Annotated in this window: 13 protein-coding genes; 6 read left to right on the top strand and 7 right to left on the bottom strand. The window is 47.7% G+C overall.

Annotation, left to right across the window (positions count from 1 at the left end):
* Positions 1-80 precede the first annotated feature (80 nt).
* The gene (locus MKY92_RS07310; RefSeq protein WP_339299915.1) at positions 81-584 is read right to left on the bottom strand and encodes an N-acetyltransferase family protein; all 504 of its coding nucleotides are present in this window, start codon (positions 582-584) and stop codon (positions 81-83) included.
* 107 nt (positions 585-691) lie between these two features.
* Complete coding sequence (locus tag MKY92_RS07305) at positions 692-1,795, bottom strand: M23 family metallopeptidase (RefSeq protein ID WP_339299914.1); 1,104 nt, start codon at positions 1,793-1,795, stop codon at positions 692-694.
* Between the two features lie 219 nt (positions 1,796-2,014).
* Here MKY92_RS07305 and MKY92_RS07300 point away from each other — a divergent pair, with 219 nt between their 5' ends.
* From MKY92_RS07300 to thrS, 3 genes are all read left to right on the top strand, one after another.
* Entirely contained in the window at positions 2,015-2,776 is a 762-nt protein-coding gene (locus MKY92_RS07300; RefSeq protein WP_339299913.1) for a response regulator transcription factor, read from the top strand.
* Positions 2,773-4,533, top strand: coding sequence for a HAMP domain-containing sensor histidine kinase (locus MKY92_RS07295; protein ID WP_339299912.1), 1,761 nt, complete (start codon positions 2,773-2,775; stop codon positions 4,531-4,533). Before MKY92_RS07300 ends, MKY92_RS07295 begins: the two co-directional genes overlap by 4 nt.
* Positions 4,534-5,005: 472 nt before the next feature.
* Entirely contained in the window at positions 5,006-7,006 is a 2,001-nt protein-coding gene (thrS, locus tag MKY92_RS07290; RefSeq protein ID WP_339299910.1) for a threonine--tRNA ligase, read from the top strand.
* 47 nt (positions 7,007-7,053) lie between these two features.
* On the opposite strand, the gene MKY92_RS07285 is transcribed toward thrS, so the two are convergent.
* Complete coding sequence (locus MKY92_RS07285) at positions 7,054-7,917, bottom strand: SDR family oxidoreductase (protein ID WP_339299908.1); 864 nt, start codon at positions 7,915-7,917, stop codon at positions 7,054-7,056.
* Positions 7,918-8,021: 104 nt separating this feature from the next.
* Between MKY92_RS07285 and MKY92_RS07280 the strand changes: the two genes are divergently transcribed.
* Entirely contained in the window at positions 8,022-8,564 is a 543-nt protein-coding gene (locus tag MKY92_RS07280; RefSeq protein WP_339299906.1) for a hypothetical protein, read from the top strand.
* 56 nt (positions 8,565-8,620) lie between these two features.
* Positions 8,621-9,352, top strand: a complete 732-nt coding sequence (locus MKY92_RS07275; RefSeq protein ID WP_339299905.1) for an MBL fold metallo-hydrolase — start codon at positions 8,621-8,623, stop codon at positions 9,350-9,352.
* A 277-nt stretch (positions 9,353-9,629) separates the two neighbouring features.
* On the opposite strand, the gene MKY92_RS07270 is transcribed toward MKY92_RS07275, so the two are convergent.
* On the bottom strand, positions 9,630-10,832 hold the full coding sequence (locus MKY92_RS07270) for a PQQ-dependent sugar dehydrogenase (RefSeq protein ID WP_339299903.1): 1,203 nt from the start codon (positions 10,830-10,832) through the stop codon (positions 9,630-9,632).
* A 262-nt stretch (positions 10,833-11,094) separates the two neighbouring features.
* Between MKY92_RS07270 and MKY92_RS07265 the strand changes: the two genes are divergently transcribed.
* Complete coding sequence (locus MKY92_RS07265; RefSeq protein ID WP_339299901.1) at positions 11,095-12,183, top strand: Xaa-Pro peptidase family protein; 1,089 nt, start codon at positions 11,095-11,097, stop codon at positions 12,181-12,183.
* Positions 12,184-12,469: 286 nt separating this feature from the next.
* On the opposite strand, the gene MKY92_RS07260 is transcribed toward MKY92_RS07265, so the two are convergent.
* The 3 genes from MKY92_RS07260 to MKY92_RS07250 form a co-directional block, all read right to left on the bottom strand.
* Entirely contained in the window at positions 12,470-12,823 is a 354-nt protein-coding gene (locus MKY92_RS07260) for a hypothetical protein (protein WP_339299900.1), read from the bottom strand.
* Positions 12,824-13,029: 206 nt separating this feature from the next.
* Complete coding sequence (locus MKY92_RS07255) at positions 13,030-13,713, bottom strand: queuosine precursor transporter (RefSeq protein ID WP_339299899.1); 684 nt, start codon at positions 13,711-13,713, stop codon at positions 13,030-13,032.
* Positions 13,714-14,087: 374 nt separating this feature from the next.
* Positions 14,088-15,485, bottom strand: coding sequence for an L-cystine transporter (locus MKY92_RS07250; RefSeq protein WP_339299897.1), 1,398 nt, complete (start codon positions 15,483-15,485; stop codon positions 14,088-14,090).
* Positions 15,486-15,633: the final 148 nt, after the last annotated feature.

Raw genomic sequence — 15,633 nt, 5'->3', positions numbered from 1 at the left:
TCGAACGACAAAAAAACCTCCAATCCTATTAATTTAGGTTGAAGGTTTTCAATGTTCTTTTCTACGAATAAGAACGCCACTTATATTTTTTTGCCCAAAATCGCCAGATCTCTATTCACACCATCCAGTACGGCAACTTCGGGATAATATCCCCACTGTTCAAAACCATGCTTGCGCAATAACCCCAGACTCGGTTCGTTATGCCCAAAGACAAATCCGAGAATGGTCGTAATCCCAAGTGCAGGACACACCTCAAATACCGTTTCAAGCAAACGTCCGCCAGCCCCAATTCCGCGGCATTGCTGATCGACGTATACACTGACTTCCACCGTTCCGTTATACGCAGGGCGTCCATAGAACGAGCTGAGACTTGCCCAAGCTACCACCTGTCCTGCTTGCTTCATCACCCAAAGCGGACGATGATCCGGTGTATGTTCCTCGAACCAAGGCAAACGTTGCTCCACCGTCACCGGCTCCAAATCCGCTGTTGCCATACGGCCCTCAATGGTAGAATTATAAATTTCCACAATCCTTGGCAAGTCCTCCAGGCGCGCATATTCAATCTGCACATCTTCCAGTTTCATCACTATTCCTCCATCATTCCAGATCGTTCTATTATCATAGAGGATATTATAATGGAAAATAGAAGCCTTCGTCACCTCTAACATTCTGACAGAGAATTACTCAATCATTACTCTGGAAGTCCTTGAATTGTGTTCCCACGAGTTAACTGCTGAGTCTGGTCTGCCCAACGAATGTTAATTGAGCGAGATGTGAACAGATCCGGGCCGTTCGACACCTGGAAATGCAGATGAGCTTCACTCGAGTTCCCCGAATTACCAAGCTCACCGATAGGGTCTCCCTGCTTGAGCTTATCTCCTTTTTTGACCGAGACAGTGCCTTCCTTGATGTGTGCTGTGATGCTGTATTCACTGTTGCCATGGTCGATCACAACATAGTTACCCGCCGGTTCTTCCGGATTCATGACGCCGGGTATATTGTCTGGTATGTCATTTTTGATATCGACAACTGTTCCGTCCGCAGCAGCATAGAGTGGTTGACCAAAGGCATGGTAGCTTGCGTTCACCTTGGCATCCCCGTTATAGCTAAAACCTTCTTTTGACCGAATGATATCCAGCGCATAGCGCTGTGTTTCATGCTCATAATGATAGTTCGACATCACATCGTTGCCTCCCCAGAACACATACCATTCACCCTTTAAAGGGAAATGGAATTCGGTTTTGGTGAACTTTTGATCTGTATTCTTATGTGTTTCCAGCGGCTGGATCAACAGACCATCAATCTGATTGGCCTCAGTAAAATAGGCTCGAATCCCTTTTGTCCCTGTTTGATCCTTCCAGGCGAATTCGGTCAGATTGTTCATCTCAGCTGCGAACACTTGATCCAGGGAAGTTACTCCTTCCAGGAACTCGTCAGCAGACGTTTTAAGATTTTCAAGTGTGATCGCTTCCTTCATTTGAGGACTCAACTGACGGTAAATATCTTCACTGGAACCCTTCATGAGGGTATCAACAAAAGTGTCGGGTGTAACCATTGCAGTTCCTTCTGAAGCGGAATTCTGTTCCTGATGAGTGTTCTCGCCCTCTTGATTTGTATTCGACGTCTGTTCGGCTGACTGCTGCTCCGCCTGTTCGGAAGTAATGGAGTTACTGTTACCGCAAGCAGACAATATCATGCAAGCTCCAAGGGTAATCGCAAGCACCTTCCAGCCCCTTTTATTCTGTAATTTCGAGTATGTATTTTGTTCGGATTCCAGATAACCTTTTCTATTCATTCTCAACATCCCTTCTGTTATCGTTATACTTTCCAGTTAAGTGTACAGAATGAGTCTTATCCTTCGTCTAACCCCATCTTACATGTAGTTAAACTTGCAACGCCTTTTGAGGCTGCATAATTAAGATTCCGTTAAGATAGCTCGCAAGCTATACAGGCCTCTTGGATGGTATGATTAGCAATACACACAACGGAAGGATCAGGAGGTCATTTTTAAACTATGGATAACGTCTCATTACTGCTTGTGGATGATGAACAGGCTATTCTGCATATGCTCAAAACCGTTCTGCTCAAAGAGCAGTTTCTCGATATTGATACCGTTACAACAGGCGAAGCTGCCATTGATGCCTGCAACAACAAGACGTATCATTGCATCGTGCTCGACATCATGCTTCCTGGCAAAAGCGGACTGGAAATCTGTCCTTTTCTACGGCAGGTCACCGATGCGCCCATCCTGTTTCTGACGGCCAAAACAACGGATTATGACAAATTAACCGGGTTCGCCGTTGGGGGCGACGATTATGTTGCCAAACCCTTTAATCCTCTGGAAGTGGTTGCTCGAATTAAATCATTACTGAAGCGTTATTTACCTTCTAAAACCGCAGCGATCTCGGATCACAACCCATCTAACGTAAATACGTCATCTCGCAGCACATCGGAAGGCGTGTACGATTTTGGACGATTCCAGGTACTGGAGTGGGCTGGTGAACTTCGGGTTGAAGGTGAGCCCGTACCCTGTCCGGCACTTGTGTTTCAACTGCTACTCTTTTTCTGCAAACATCCCAATCGAATCTTCACCAAATCAGACCTATATGAGCGGGTCTGGGGCTCTGAAGCCATTAGTGATGATAATACCGTGATGGTTCATATTCACCGCATTCGGGAGCGCATTGAAGCCGATCCTTCCAATCCGGTGTTTCTCGTCAACGTCCGGGGTCTGGGTTACAAACTGATTCAGCCGGAACATGTGTCACGCCCATGAGTATTCGTCGCAGGTTAATGACCCGGTTTATCGGGATGCTTGCCGGTGCAGTCGTACTTATCATCCTGCTTGGGTCTGTAGCCACCTACTGGGTCGTGCAAAAGGTAAATGAAGTGAATCTGGTAGATGATTTTGCTGTTAATGGTCTGGACCAATTGATCAATACAGCAGAGATTCTGCCAGATAATACGATCCAATATGACCCAGAATTGCTGAAGCAAGTGGACAAAAATCAAGGCTGGCTCCAGGTTCTGGATGAACAAGGTTACGCCATTGATGAATATCACACACCTGCCGATGTTCCTACTCACTATAAACCGGGGGAATTGATTGCATACTGGGAAAGCCAGAAGCCGTTCCCTTATCAGATTGTCATGCTAATCCGGGAGAAAAACGGGAAGGAATTCACCTTGTTATATGGTGAGAGTAACCCGGCCAAGTCCTTAATGAATAAGATTCGTTCAGACCTTGCTTTCACCAACGGGAAGCTTGATCTTCAGCCCGACCAACAGGAGGCCCTCCGTGCCGCCAATGCTTATCTTCAAGTATTGGACGCGTCAGGACGCGAGCTCTCCTCCTATAACAAACCGGCCATGGGCGTACCTAGCGAATACACCATTCAGGAACTCGTTCTGCAAGTTCGCTATCCGAGTCGATCAGGTATGTCTGTTGCAACGTGGTACGACGAACAGAATGAAACTACCTGGCTGATTAGCATACCTAGTGATCCATTGGCGACCGGAAATCAAAATCCCTACAATTTTATCCTGGAACCGGCATTGGTCGTATTGATCGTGTCCATCATCATTCTGCTCATTTTGCTTGCCTTCTGGTATGCCAACCGATTCGGTTCACCCATGCTGCATATGCTCCAATGGTTACAGCGTCTGGAACGAGGACATTACGAGGAACCTGCCGGAGCCTTTGGAGTTCCTCGCAGTCAGCGTCGTAACGGAAAGTGGAAGCGAAAATACAACGTGTATGCTGAAGTGCTTCGCTCCATGCAGGCCCTGTCTCACACGTTGAAGCAAGATGAAGAACTTCGGAAACAGACCGATTCTCTGCGCGAGGAGTGGATCGCTGGCATAACACATGACCTGAAGACACCCCTCTCCTCCATTCAGGGATATGCTCATATGCTTGAGGCGGATAAGTATAGCTGGACCGCGGAGGAAGTCAGGGAATTCGCAGGCATAATGCTCGATAAGTCCATGTATATGGACAGGCTTGTCAACGACCTTGCCATGACCTATCGACTACGCAGTGGTGGATATCAACCTGTAGTGGAAGAGACTGACGTAAATGCGTTGCTTCGTGATCTGATCCAGCGCGCCGAACGGAATCCGGCATATGGGGAAGGTCGCATCATATTCCAACCTTCCGAAGTGCCTGTGTATGGATTTGTCCATATTCCGTCGTTTGAACGAATTGTGGATAATCTGACTGCCAATGCCCTTCTTCATAATCCGCCCGAGTCTATCTTGGTTGTCAGTGTGCATTCTGGTAAGCAGGCAGATGAATTCAGCATTCAGTTTGCCGATAATGGACGAGGCATGGACCCCGAGACGGTATGGAAGTTATTTGAACGATACTATCGCGGTACAGATACTGGTACATCGGACGTCGGATCAGGGCTGGGCATGGCGGTAACCAAAGGTTTGATCGAAGCCATGAATGGTTGTATTGAGGTACAGTCCACCCCTGGTGAAGGAACGATCATTCGCTTAATATGGGATGGGCCGTCCGAAACCAATTAAAATGTTCCACTTGACCTTTCCATTTTCAGTCTATATAATCGACACTCAACAACACCTGTTCCAATATATTGATATTGAATGCAACATATTTCAGAATAATTTGAGTGAGTTGATCTAACATATTTGGCGATGACCAGAGACATGATTTCGTTTGCGTGCTGCCCAGAGAGAGAGGGGATTGGTGAAACCTTCTTCAGCGAACGGACCGGAATTACCCCTCTGCAGCCGTGACCTCCAACCTCAGCATTTCGGACCTCCTTCTGATGTTCGGCATGTTGCCAGTAGAGTCCACCGCCTGATCCCCGATAACGGATTCCAATGAGGGTTATGATGTTTCCTGTTCACGACGGCTGGTCGAGATCAGGGTGCACCATAACCAAATTAGGGTGGAACCACGAGCCAAGCGCACTCGTCCCTTTTCCGGGACGGGTGTTTTTTGCGCTTTCATTTTAAGAAATGGAGAGTGGTTCACATGAGCAAACAGGAAAATAGCAACTCAGCAAGCAACAAATCAGGTAACGAAATAAACAACCGAGCAAATGATCTGCAACCATCCAGTCATTCCATCGAGGTCCGTCTGCAAGGTGGCGCGGTACGTTCTTACGAAGCAGGCATCACTGTAGGTGCGGTTGCCTCATCCATCAGCACAAGCCTGGGAAAACAGGCCATTGGCGGTATTGTAGATGGTCAAAATGTCGATCTCGATTGGGTGCTCAAGCAAGATTGCGAACTTGTTATCGTTACTTTGGACAGTGCGGAAGGTCTGTATCGTTATCGTCACAGCGCAGCACATGTGCTCGCACAGGCACTCAAACGCATCTACGGTGCAGAACAAGTGAAACTGGGTATCGGCCCAGTTATTGAAGATGGCTTTTATTACGATGTTGATCTGGAACATGCCTTGTCCATCAGTGATTTGGCTGCCATCGAGCGGGAAATGAACAAAATCATTCAGGAGAATCATAAGATCAGTCGCCGGGTCGTTAACCGGGAGGAAGCCCTCCGGATCTTCGGAGAGATCCAGGACCCCTATAAGCTTGAACTCATTCAGGATTTGCCAGAGGACGCCGAACTTTCAATCTATGATCAAGGAGAGTTCTTCGATCTGTGTCGCGGTCCCCATCTTCCATCCACTGGTCGAATCAAAGCGTTCAAGCTGTTAAATGTGGCTGGTGCGTACTGGCGTGGCAACTCGGATAATAAGATGCTTCAACGCATCTACGGCACTGCTTTCCCGAACAAAGCCCAACTGGATGAACACCTGCACATGCTCGAAGAAGCGAAGAAACGGGATCACCGTAAACTTGGCAAAGAGCTTGAACTGTTCATGTTCTCCGAAGAAGCGCCCGGCATGCCCTTTTATCTGCCCAAAGGCATGACTGTTCGCACTGAACTGGAGCAGTTCTCCCGTGAGCTGCAATTACAGGAAGGTTATCAGGAAGTTCGGACTCCTCTCATGATGAACAACCGGCTGTGGGAGCAATCCGGCCATTGGGAGCATTACAAGGACAACATGTATTTCTCGGAAGTGGACGATGCCACTTTTGCACTGAAACCGATGAACTGTCCCGGGCACATGCTGATCTTCAAAAATACACTCCATTCCTATCGCGAATTGCCAATTCGCATGATGGAATTTGGTCAGGTTCACCGCCACGAATTCTCAGGTGCCCTGAACGGCATGATGCGTGTGCGGACATTCTGCCAGGATGATGCCCATCTCTACGTCATGCCAGAGCAGATCGAGGACGAGATTAATCAGGCAATCTCACTGATTGGACGTATGTACGACATCTTTGGATTCGAATATAAGATTGAATTGTCCACTCGTCCGGAAGATTCCATGGGATCGGAAGAGCTGTGGGATCAGGCGGAACGTGCATTGCAAAATGTTCTGGATCGTCGGGGCGTGGAGTATCGCATTAACGAAGGGGACGGTGCCTTTTATGGACCGAAAATTGACTTTCATATCCTCGATGCGCTGAAGCGCAGCTGGCAGTGCGGAACAATCCAGCTTGATTTTCAAATGCCGGAGAAGTTCGACCTCACTTACATTGGCGAAGATAGTCTAAAACACCGTCCTGTCGTGATCCATCGTGCCATCTATGGTTCCATCGATCGTTTCATCGGCATCCTGACTGAACACTATGCAGGAGCATTTCCACTCTGGCTCGCACCTGTGCAAATGAAGCTGCTGCCTGTATCAGATCATTACGCAGACTATGCACTCCAAGTACAGAGCGAGCTCCGGGCGGCGGGCATTCGGGTAGAAACAGATCTACGCAGCGAGAAGCTCGGATACAAAATCCGTGAAGCCCAGATGGAAAAAGTGCCTTATTCGCTCGTGCTTGGTGAGAATGAGAAAAATGCCTCATCCGCCTCTGTCCGTGCATACGGTCAGGGAGATCAAGGCATCCAACGCATTGAAGCTGTTATTGAAATGATCCAACAAGCGGTGAAGGCAAAAGTATAAAAGATGTAACGACTCTATTCATGGGTCACTCATCAGCTTGTGCTGAATTACAACTTCTCGTCATCTCTTAGCCCCACCTGTTCTTCGCTCCATATCCAGAAACGCTCAGCTGAAGCATCATCAACGGCATGTGCCTTCAGCTGTTGCTCTTTCTGTTGATAGAAGTAACGCCCGGTGATGCCGACGACTTCAGGGCTTGCGGCCAGATAAACAGCCGTTCGCGCCCCTTCTTCAGGGGACAGAAAGAATGGTAGTTTACCTGCAAACGCCATAATGCGTGTGCCAAATCCGGTATTGCGATCTACGCCAATACTCGTTCCCACTGCACCAGGGTGCAGACAGTTCACTGTGACAGACGTACCTGACAGTTTGCGAGCCAGTGCACGAGTGAACAGCACGTTCGCCAGTTTGGATTGAGCATAGCTTTTGATCGGATTATAACCTTTGTGCAGATGTGGATCTTCGAAGTGGATTTTGCCGGCCTTGTAAGCACCTGACGAAACGTTTACAACCCGTCCCTGCTTCGCGGCTTTCAGAGGCTCTATCAAAAGTAAGGTCAGCAGGAAATGCCCCAGATGGTTAATGCCGATACTCTGTTCGAACCCATCTGAGGTTTCCTTCCGCTTGACCATCACCACCCCCGCATTATTAACCAGGACGTCAAGGCGATCATGACGCTCGCGGAATGTGCGGGCAAACTGGCGTATACTTTCGAGTGAACCCAGGTCACACAGCATCAATTCAATCGCAGAAGAGCCGGACTGACGCACAGCTTCCTGAAGAGCCTCCTGTCCGCGCTTCTCACTGCGGCATGCCATGATTACGCGATATCCTTGTCTTGCAAGTTCAATGGTGGTTGCCAACCCCATACCTGAGTTAGCTCCTGTTACAATTGCTGTCTGATTGGACATGAGGTACTTCCCTTCTGAACCTGAGGTTCCGAAATTAGAGGCGCAACGACGGACAATATGAGATAATGATAGGATCACATCTCTGTTTCCATGGGAGGACAAGTATGCTGACCAAAGAAGATTTTAAAAAAGTTAAAAAACAAGCCAAACTTGAAATCGCACTACTCGAACAGGAATATCAGGAAATCTTGCAGAACGTTGACTCTACGCTGTATGAAAAATACGGTATTTTGGACAAAGAAGAAACACGCGAGCTTACCCGTAAACGCAAAAACCGAAGATATGCTTCACTGGTCATCGAATTATGCGCCATTATTGAACAAATGTTACATCAACTGTACAGAGACGTATATCAGAAAAAGTTTAATTCGACCCAGCTGATGAAAACTCCTGCCTACCGTGCACGCTCCAACATGGAGATTATTCAGTCCGAACTCAGTAAAGAGTTCATTGCTCTGGAATCCGAAAAGGAACACTTCGCTGAAGCCCTTAGTCTGGTGTTTCAGACGAGAAACAAACTTGTTCATGATAACTTCTCGTTTGTCAGCATCGTTAAGGATGGCAGTAATGAAGAAGAAACGTTCGAAGCACTGCTCCATACAGTAAAAAAATATAGAAAACACTTGAAATATAATCGCCCTGAATAACAACAATCATTTCTAAAAAATATAAGGAGGTGTACCGGACTACGGTCCGAATAACCATGAGCCATCCAACAACTTCGATTACTGTACTAAATCTTCAGATTCCTACGCCTTCTGGGAACAGCCCCATATTCCCCGTCATGCTTCGTGATGTAGATGGCGTTACCCTGGTGGATACAGGCATGATTGGACAATTCGCTGAACTTCAATCCGCATTGGAACAAGAGGGCGTACAGCTCTCGGACGTCAAACGTGTGATTATTACTCATCAGGACATCGATCATATCGGTAACTTGGGTGCTCTTCTGGATGCCATCCCAGATCTGGAAATCTGGGCACATGCCGATGAGATTCCATATCTAACCGGTGAGAAACCTTTGATCAAATTCACGCCTGAACGTCGTGCTCTGCTGCCCGCGCCCGTTTTGGCACTGGCAGACCAACTGCTCTTGCAGCTGCCTGAAGTGAACATCAGTAGAACTCTGGCAGACGGAGACTTGTTACCCCTTCAAGGTGGTACACAGGTCATTCATACACCGGGACATACGCCAGGTCATATCTGCCTGTATTTCAGGGAGCAACAGTTCCTGCTCGCTGCCGATGAACTTCGTGTGGTCGATGATGAACTGGTTGGCCCTGCACCGCAAGCGACACCGGACATGCCTGAAGCGCTGCGAAGCCTGAAGAAACTGACCAACCTTAAGCTCAATAAGGTTCTCTGTTATCACGGTGGAGAGTACACGAATGATCCGGCTCAGCGTATTGCCACACTCGCGGAGAGCGCAGAGTAGGAAAGAACGCGGCATTGTGCGTTGTAGCTCATTCAAGATTAGGATGAAACATACATTACAATCAAGGAGCTGTCCCAAATGTCATGAACTTGACGGGGACAGCTCCTTTGATTAATTAAAAAATTTTATTTAGAGCGATTCAGGGCACTTCAGGGCTTTGACTCAAGTTAAGCGGCAACCGTTCGTTTTAAACTAACTCCACCTAAACCTTACCGGCGAGACCAATTCAGTTCGACGCTGTCCTGTAACACTGATTTTATATCCCCTGACCCCAGACTTAACTCTCCGGAGTAAGTACAATCAGCTTGTCGTCTCCATCTCGTGGCGATCCTCGTCCATCCCGATTGTTCGTAAGCACGTACAACTTGCCGTCTTCGCCAGCACTCACATTGCGAATTCGACCCCATTCATCTTCGAAGAGGGGTTCCACCTTCTCCACCTGTGTGCCATCTTCCGAAAGAGTAACCTTCAGCAACTGCTCTCCTCGCAGATTTGCAGCAATCAATGATCCAGCCCAAGGTCCTTCTTCAACAAAAGCTACACCAGACGGCGCCCATGTATCATTCTCACTATGTGCAAGCGGAGCCTGATATGCGCCGTTGTCATCGTCGTCTCCCTCCACCTCAGGCCAGCCATAATTCTCTCCAGCTACAATCCGGTTAATCTCATCATGATTCCGCTGCCCATGCTCGGTAGAATACAGATAGCCGTTGTCCGGGTTCCAGGCAAGTCCTTGTGCGTTACGGTGTCCCATACTGTATACAGGTGAATTCGGCCATGGGTTGTCTGCCGGGATCGATCCGTCGAGACCAATCCGCAATATTTTACCTCCAAGGCTATCTTTGTTCTGTGACAGTTCCGGTTCATAACGCTCACCTGTCGTGATATAGAGCAACTTGTCCGGACCAATTTTGATCCGCCCACCATTATGATTTGTTCCGCCTGGAATGTTACCAAGCAGCTCTTGATCTATGACCGCTTTGCCATCATTCACCTTGAGACGTAACACTCGATTGGCAATGTCGTTGCCTTCCAGGTAGGAGTGGTATGCATACAAATAACCGTTCTCCTCAAAGTCCGGATCAGCTGCCAGACCCAACAGACCTCCTTCACCTTCTTCATTAAATGGGGCTGAGAATTCAATCAGTGGTTCAGAGGCTAGTTTTCCATCCTCAATGACCCGAATCGCACCAGGCCGTTCCGTTACAAATATCCGACCATCTGGCACACTCACAATCTCCCATGGTGCATTCAGTTCTTCAACCAGAACGGAAGCCTGATACGGAATAACCGTCTCCGCCTGCGCTCCACTCTCGCTTCCACTTGTACTGCCATTGGCTGTCTGTCCCTGACCTGTTCCCTGTCCCTGAGACGTCTGCTCTGCTCCTCCCGTTGAGGGTTCGCCTGAAGAACATGACGCGGTTAACAGTGCTACACTTAATAATGAAGCATACAGCGGAACGGTTACTCGATTATTCATGATTACATCTCCCTTCGCATATCGTTCTTTTGTATAAAATAAATAAGTCAAGCTTCAACGTATTGTTAATGTATTGTTCGCTATAGTTGTGGTGTTATTATTCATCGGTAAAGCGGTTTCGCCCTGTATTACCCTTCACACCAGCCGCTTAAACCGAGAACTCAAGGTATTCCGAGGACATGAAATCACCGCAGTTTGGAATTCCATCATAATCTTTTATAATAGAAGGATAGTATGAATGGAAAGGTGGACAACTACACTTATGAATCAAAACCCTTTATCTCGTCTTGAAGCCGATCTGTCCGGGCAAGGCTTGGATGCCATGCTGATCACAGATCCGAAACATATCTACTATTTAACTGGATTTGCGAGCAATCCGCATGAACGCTTCCTTGGCCTGGTTCTCGCACGAGGCGAAGAGCCCCTGTTGATTGTACCCGCGCTGGACGCTGAAGCTGCGGCAGCCGCTTCTTCAGTATCCAACATTGCAACTCACACGGATACGGATAATCCGTATGCTTTATTTGATCGTTATCAGGGGCGCTTGGGCCGGGTAGGTCTCGAAAAAGAATACGTGACGGTCGCACGTTATGAGCAGCTTACTGCCGCTCTTGGTGCTGCCAGCTTCCAAGATGTTGGCCCGTTGCTTCGCACATTACGTGTGAAAAAAACACCTGATGAGGTCGCCCGCATTCGCCATGCCATTCACCTGATCGAAGAAACATTGCGTCAAGGCCTCTCCCATGTTCGCACAGGCGTAACCGAGATTGAACTTGTCGCCGAGATGGAGTATCAGATGAAAAAGCTGGGTGCTGACGGCCCTTCTTTTGATACCATGGTGCTCACGGGACCCAAAACAGGTCTGCCACACGGTACACCGGGTGAACGGAAGCTGCAACATGGTGACCTGTTGATGTTTGACATGGGTGTGTATGCTGGCGGATATGCCTCGGATATCACGCGTACATTCGCCTTTGGTGACATTTCACCTGAACTCAAAACCATCTATAACACGGTGCTCGCAGCCAATGAAGCTGCTATTCAAATCGTGAAACCAGGCATCACCTGCGCTGAAGTGGATCGTGCGGCTCGTCAGGTCACGGAAGAAGCGGGTTACGGCGAGCGCTTTATGCATAGAGTAGGCCATGGACTGGGTATTGACGTACATGAGTATCCTTCTCTGCATGGAGAGAATATGGACACCCTGAGTGAAGGTACCGTGTTCACGATTGAACCGGGCATCTATACCGCAGCAGGCGGCGTTCGTATCGAGGATGATGTGATTGTGACCGAGACGGGTGTCGAAGTTCTGACAACATTTCCAAAAGAACTGCACATCCTTACGGATTAGTCCAACTGTGATCTAAGTCAAAAACACCAATACATCAATCCTCAGTCGATATGATGCATCATGAACTAAACTGCACCAAACTGTGCTGAACCTTATCATCAGAATAATATACTCCTTTCGCGTACGGTTCAGGCCTGTACACAGAAAAAGGAGCAAGGACACATGAACTCAAAAATCCCGCAAATCCATGATATCATGGGTTGCGGGATTGTAATTCATACAAAGCATATCCTACATTACTCCGTTTGCATCCTAGGTAATCTTATTCCTGCTTACTCATTAAGTATTAGTCAAACTCATGCGTGATATCCTGCCAGGATTCCAGCTGTGGCAGCTGTTGCTTCCCCCAATAATCCAGAAACCATTGAATAATCGCAGTCGGATCTGTTGTCTTGTAGCCGTAATGCCGGAAACCATCCTCACCTTCCTGCAAACGAATCTCCGCCACCATCTGTCCTGGTTCCTCAAGCGCAGCCGCCTGCATATACATACTTCCCTCCACCAGCTCCGAAGGTGCTAGTACTACGTAGTCCTGCAATTCCAGATTGGTGATCAAATCCACCAATAACGAGGCATTAATGCTATCATTCTCGTAGGTTGTGCCATTGCTTTCCAGTGTATAACGCAGTGTAGAGTACATATGCGATTCCCCTTTGGTTGAAATCATCGTGCTAATGATACATGCTCATAAACGACAGGTCGTTTATATTATAACTTTTTCATAAAAATGTAAAAAGGATTTTTCTTTCGGGGACATGTGTTTTCTATAAAAAAATCCCCTTGCAGAGTCCGAATTATAATGGACTGCGCAAAGGGTGATTTTAAGTGATCCTCATTGAATATTATCTAAGCTTCATCCTTAAACTTAAAGCTGCGTGCAACGTAGAGAAACGGTGTTCCAACCGCAGTTAATACAAATTTGATAATATACGTGGTCAGGAAGATTTCCAGCCATACATCCCAAGGATAGATGAACGCAAACGCGATCGTGCAGAACACCAGTGTATCCACAAATGAACTGATGATCGAACTGCCGTTGGTACGAATCCACAACTGATTGCGCCCTGGGGCCACCTTGCGTAACCATGAGTACAATCGAACATCCAGGAACTGACTGATAAAGTACGCCGTCAAACTACCGAGGGCCAGACGTGGCAGCAGACCGAACAGCTTCGCCATGGATTCCTGTGCAAAGTCCGTTGGTGCCGGTTCAAAGTACAACACCATCTGCATCAACACCGTTGTCATGATGAGCGTGAAAAACCCGAACCATACGGCCTTCCGTGCCTCACCTGGTCCATATTTCTCATTGAGCAGATCACTGGTCAGGTACATGCTGACATACATCGTGTTGCCAAGCGTCAGTACAATGCCCATGATATCTATCGTTTTGGTCACCTGAATGTTGGCTATAACCGTAGCCACACCAATCCAGGCATAGAGACCTTTTTTACCGAACAAGCGGTAACACAGCAGGAAAAATCCATAAGTTACGAGAACGAAAACCGCTCCCCACCCTAAGTTAAACATAAATACATACACTGCCTTCCTAGTTTTGATTACGCGGGATGGTTACGAACCGCGGTTTGGCTCAGGGCCAAAACATGAATACTCTATCACATTTCTCGTCCCATGAACAGAACTAAATAACTCCAAGTGTGCATGAGTCACTACGACCCTCCTATATTCCACGTGTTCCTCTCGACCATACTACGCTTTTCCTACCTCCATCTCTCTTACCACGAGTATCAAAAAGCATACGGCTTCACACAACATGCACAGGTTTGATGATGCAATTGCTACAAAAAAGCCGCCCTCCGGATTCCTCCGAAGGACGGCTTTTCTCACTTGGCTTGCAAAAGGCTCTAGCTATCTTCATACGAGCCTCTATCCAATCCAGTCTATTAAGCCTGAACAGCTGAATCCAGCTCACGGCTCTGATCATTGAATGTGTCGTGATCATTTTCTTTCAAAATTTTGCTGGTTACGAGTCCTGAAGTCATGGACCCGTTCACGTTAAGCGCTGTACGACCCATGTCGATCAGCGGTTCAACGGAGATCAGCAATCCCGCCAAGGCTACAGGCAGGTTCATGGTGGACAATACAATCAGGGAAGCGAACGTTGCCCCGCCGCCAACACCTGCCACACCAAACGAACTGATCATAACAACAAGGATCAACGTCACGATGAAGTCCCAGCTCAGCGGGTCGATGCCGACCGTTGGAGCAATCATCACCGCCAGCATGGCCGGATAGATCCCGGCGCAGCCGTTTTGCCCAATTGTAGCACCAAAGCTTGCAGACAGATTCGCAATACCGTCCGATACGCCCAGTTTCTTCGTCTGTGTCTCCACATTCAGCGGGATCGACGCTGCACTTGAACGGGATGTGAAGGCAAATACCAGTGTTGGCAGAACCTTCTTCACATACGTAATCGGGTTGAACCCGGACAGTGAGATGATGATCAGGTGAATGATAAACATCACGATGAGGGCCACGTAGGACGCAATGACGAATTTGATCAACTTGAGAATTTCATCCGGATTCGTGGTCGCCGTCACCTTGGTGATAAGGGCCAGAATCCCGTATGGCGTAAGCCTCAGCACCAATGTTACAATCCGCATAACCACCGCATATACCGCATTAACCATCCCTCGGAATGTTTCCGCCTGTTGTGGTTTTTTGCGATCCAGTCCAAGTACAGCTACACCGATGAACGCGGAGAAGATAACGACCGCCAGTGTGGATGTACGACGTTCTCCTGTCATATCTGCAAATGGATTCGAAGGAATGAATTCCAGCACTTGCTGCGGAATGGTCTGATCCTTCACATCAACAAGCCGTTCCTCCATCTTCTGCCCCTGGGCGATCTCCCGATCTCCACCTTCAATTTCAATGGAAGTCAGGTTAAAGCTGAGACTCGTTACTATGCTGACCCCCGCGGCAATCGCTGTGGTGATCAACAGAATGGCAATAATGGAAACACTCATTTTACCGAGATTTTGCTTGCCCTTCAGATTCATGATGGCTGAGATGATCGACACCATGATCAATGGAATCACGACCATTTGCAACAAACGAACATATCCTGAACCGACCAGATTGAACCAATCGACTGATTTCGTAACGACATCAGAACCTGATGTGTACACCAATTGAAGAATAACCCCGTACACAACCCCCAGTCCAAGACCCGCAAATACGCGTTTCGTAAAGGAGATATGCTTTTTCTGCATCCAGTAGAGGATGCCAAGTAAAGCAAGCATCACCACTACATTCAATATGACTAGAAAAGTATCCATTTCTTTAAATCCTCCTCAGGCATGTGTGTAACCGGAACATATCCGGTTTTCTCTTCTATCTTTTGTACTTCCGACAAAGACATTTTACAATATAACATATAACAAACTATTCTGGTAGGTATTAATTGATATTATGTAATATGCATGT

The sequence above is a fragment of the Paenibacillus sp. FSL R5-0623 genome (genome assembly GCF_037974265.1).
In the GTDB taxonomy this organism is placed as follows: domain Bacteria; phylum Bacillota; class Bacilli; order Paenibacillales; family Paenibacillaceae; genus Paenibacillus.
The sequence above is the reverse complement of the archived record's forward strand: the minus strand, read 5'-3'. Positions and strand labels throughout refer to the sequence as shown.

Coding starts and splice junctions, on each gene's coding strand:
- MKY92_RS07250 (WP_339299897.1), bottom strand. CDS start 15,485: ATGGATACTTTTCTAGTCATATTGAATGTAGTGGTGATGCTTGCTTTA.
- MKY92_RS07280 (WP_339299906.1), top strand. CDS start 8,022: ATGCTGACCAAAGAAGATTTTAAAAAAGTTAAAAAACAAGCCAAACTT.
- MKY92_RS07310 (WP_339299915.1), bottom strand. CDS start 584: ATGAAACTGGAAGATGTGCAGATTGAATATGCGCGCCTGGAGGACTTG.
- MKY92_RS07295 (WP_339299912.1), top strand. CDS start 2,773: ATGAGTATTCGTCGCAGGTTAATGACCCGGTTTATCGGGATGCTTGCC.
- MKY92_RS07300 (WP_339299913.1), top strand. CDS start 2,015: ATGGATAACGTCTCATTACTGCTTGTGGATGATGAACAGGCTATTCTG.
- MKY92_RS07275 (WP_339299905.1), top strand. CDS start 8,621: ATGAGCCATCCAACAACTTCGATTACTGTACTAAATCTTCAGATTCCT.
- MKY92_RS07270 (WP_339299903.1), bottom strand. CDS start 10,832: ATGAATAATCGAGTAACCGTTCCGCTGTATGCTTCATTATTAAGTGTA.
- MKY92_RS07260 (WP_339299900.1), bottom strand. CDS start 12,823: ATGTACTCTACACTGCGTTATACACTGGAAAGCAATGGCACAACCTAC.
- MKY92_RS07265 (WP_339299901.1), top strand. CDS start 11,095: ATGAATCAAAACCCTTTATCTCGTCTTGAAGCCGATCTGTCCGGGCAA.
- MKY92_RS07255 (WP_339299899.1), bottom strand. CDS start 13,713: ATGTTTAACTTAGGGTGGGGAGCGGTTTTCGTTCTCGTAACTTATGGA.
- MKY92_RS07285 (WP_339299908.1), bottom strand. CDS start 7,917: ATGTCCAATCAGACAGCAATTGTAACAGGAGCTAACTCAGGTATGGGG.
- thrS (WP_339299910.1), top strand. CDS start 5,006: ATGAGCAAACAGGAAAATAGCAACTCAGCAAGCAACAAATCAGGTAAC.
- MKY92_RS07305 (WP_339299914.1), bottom strand. CDS start 1,795: ATGAATAGAAAAGGTTATCTGGAATCCGAACAAAATACATACTCGAAA.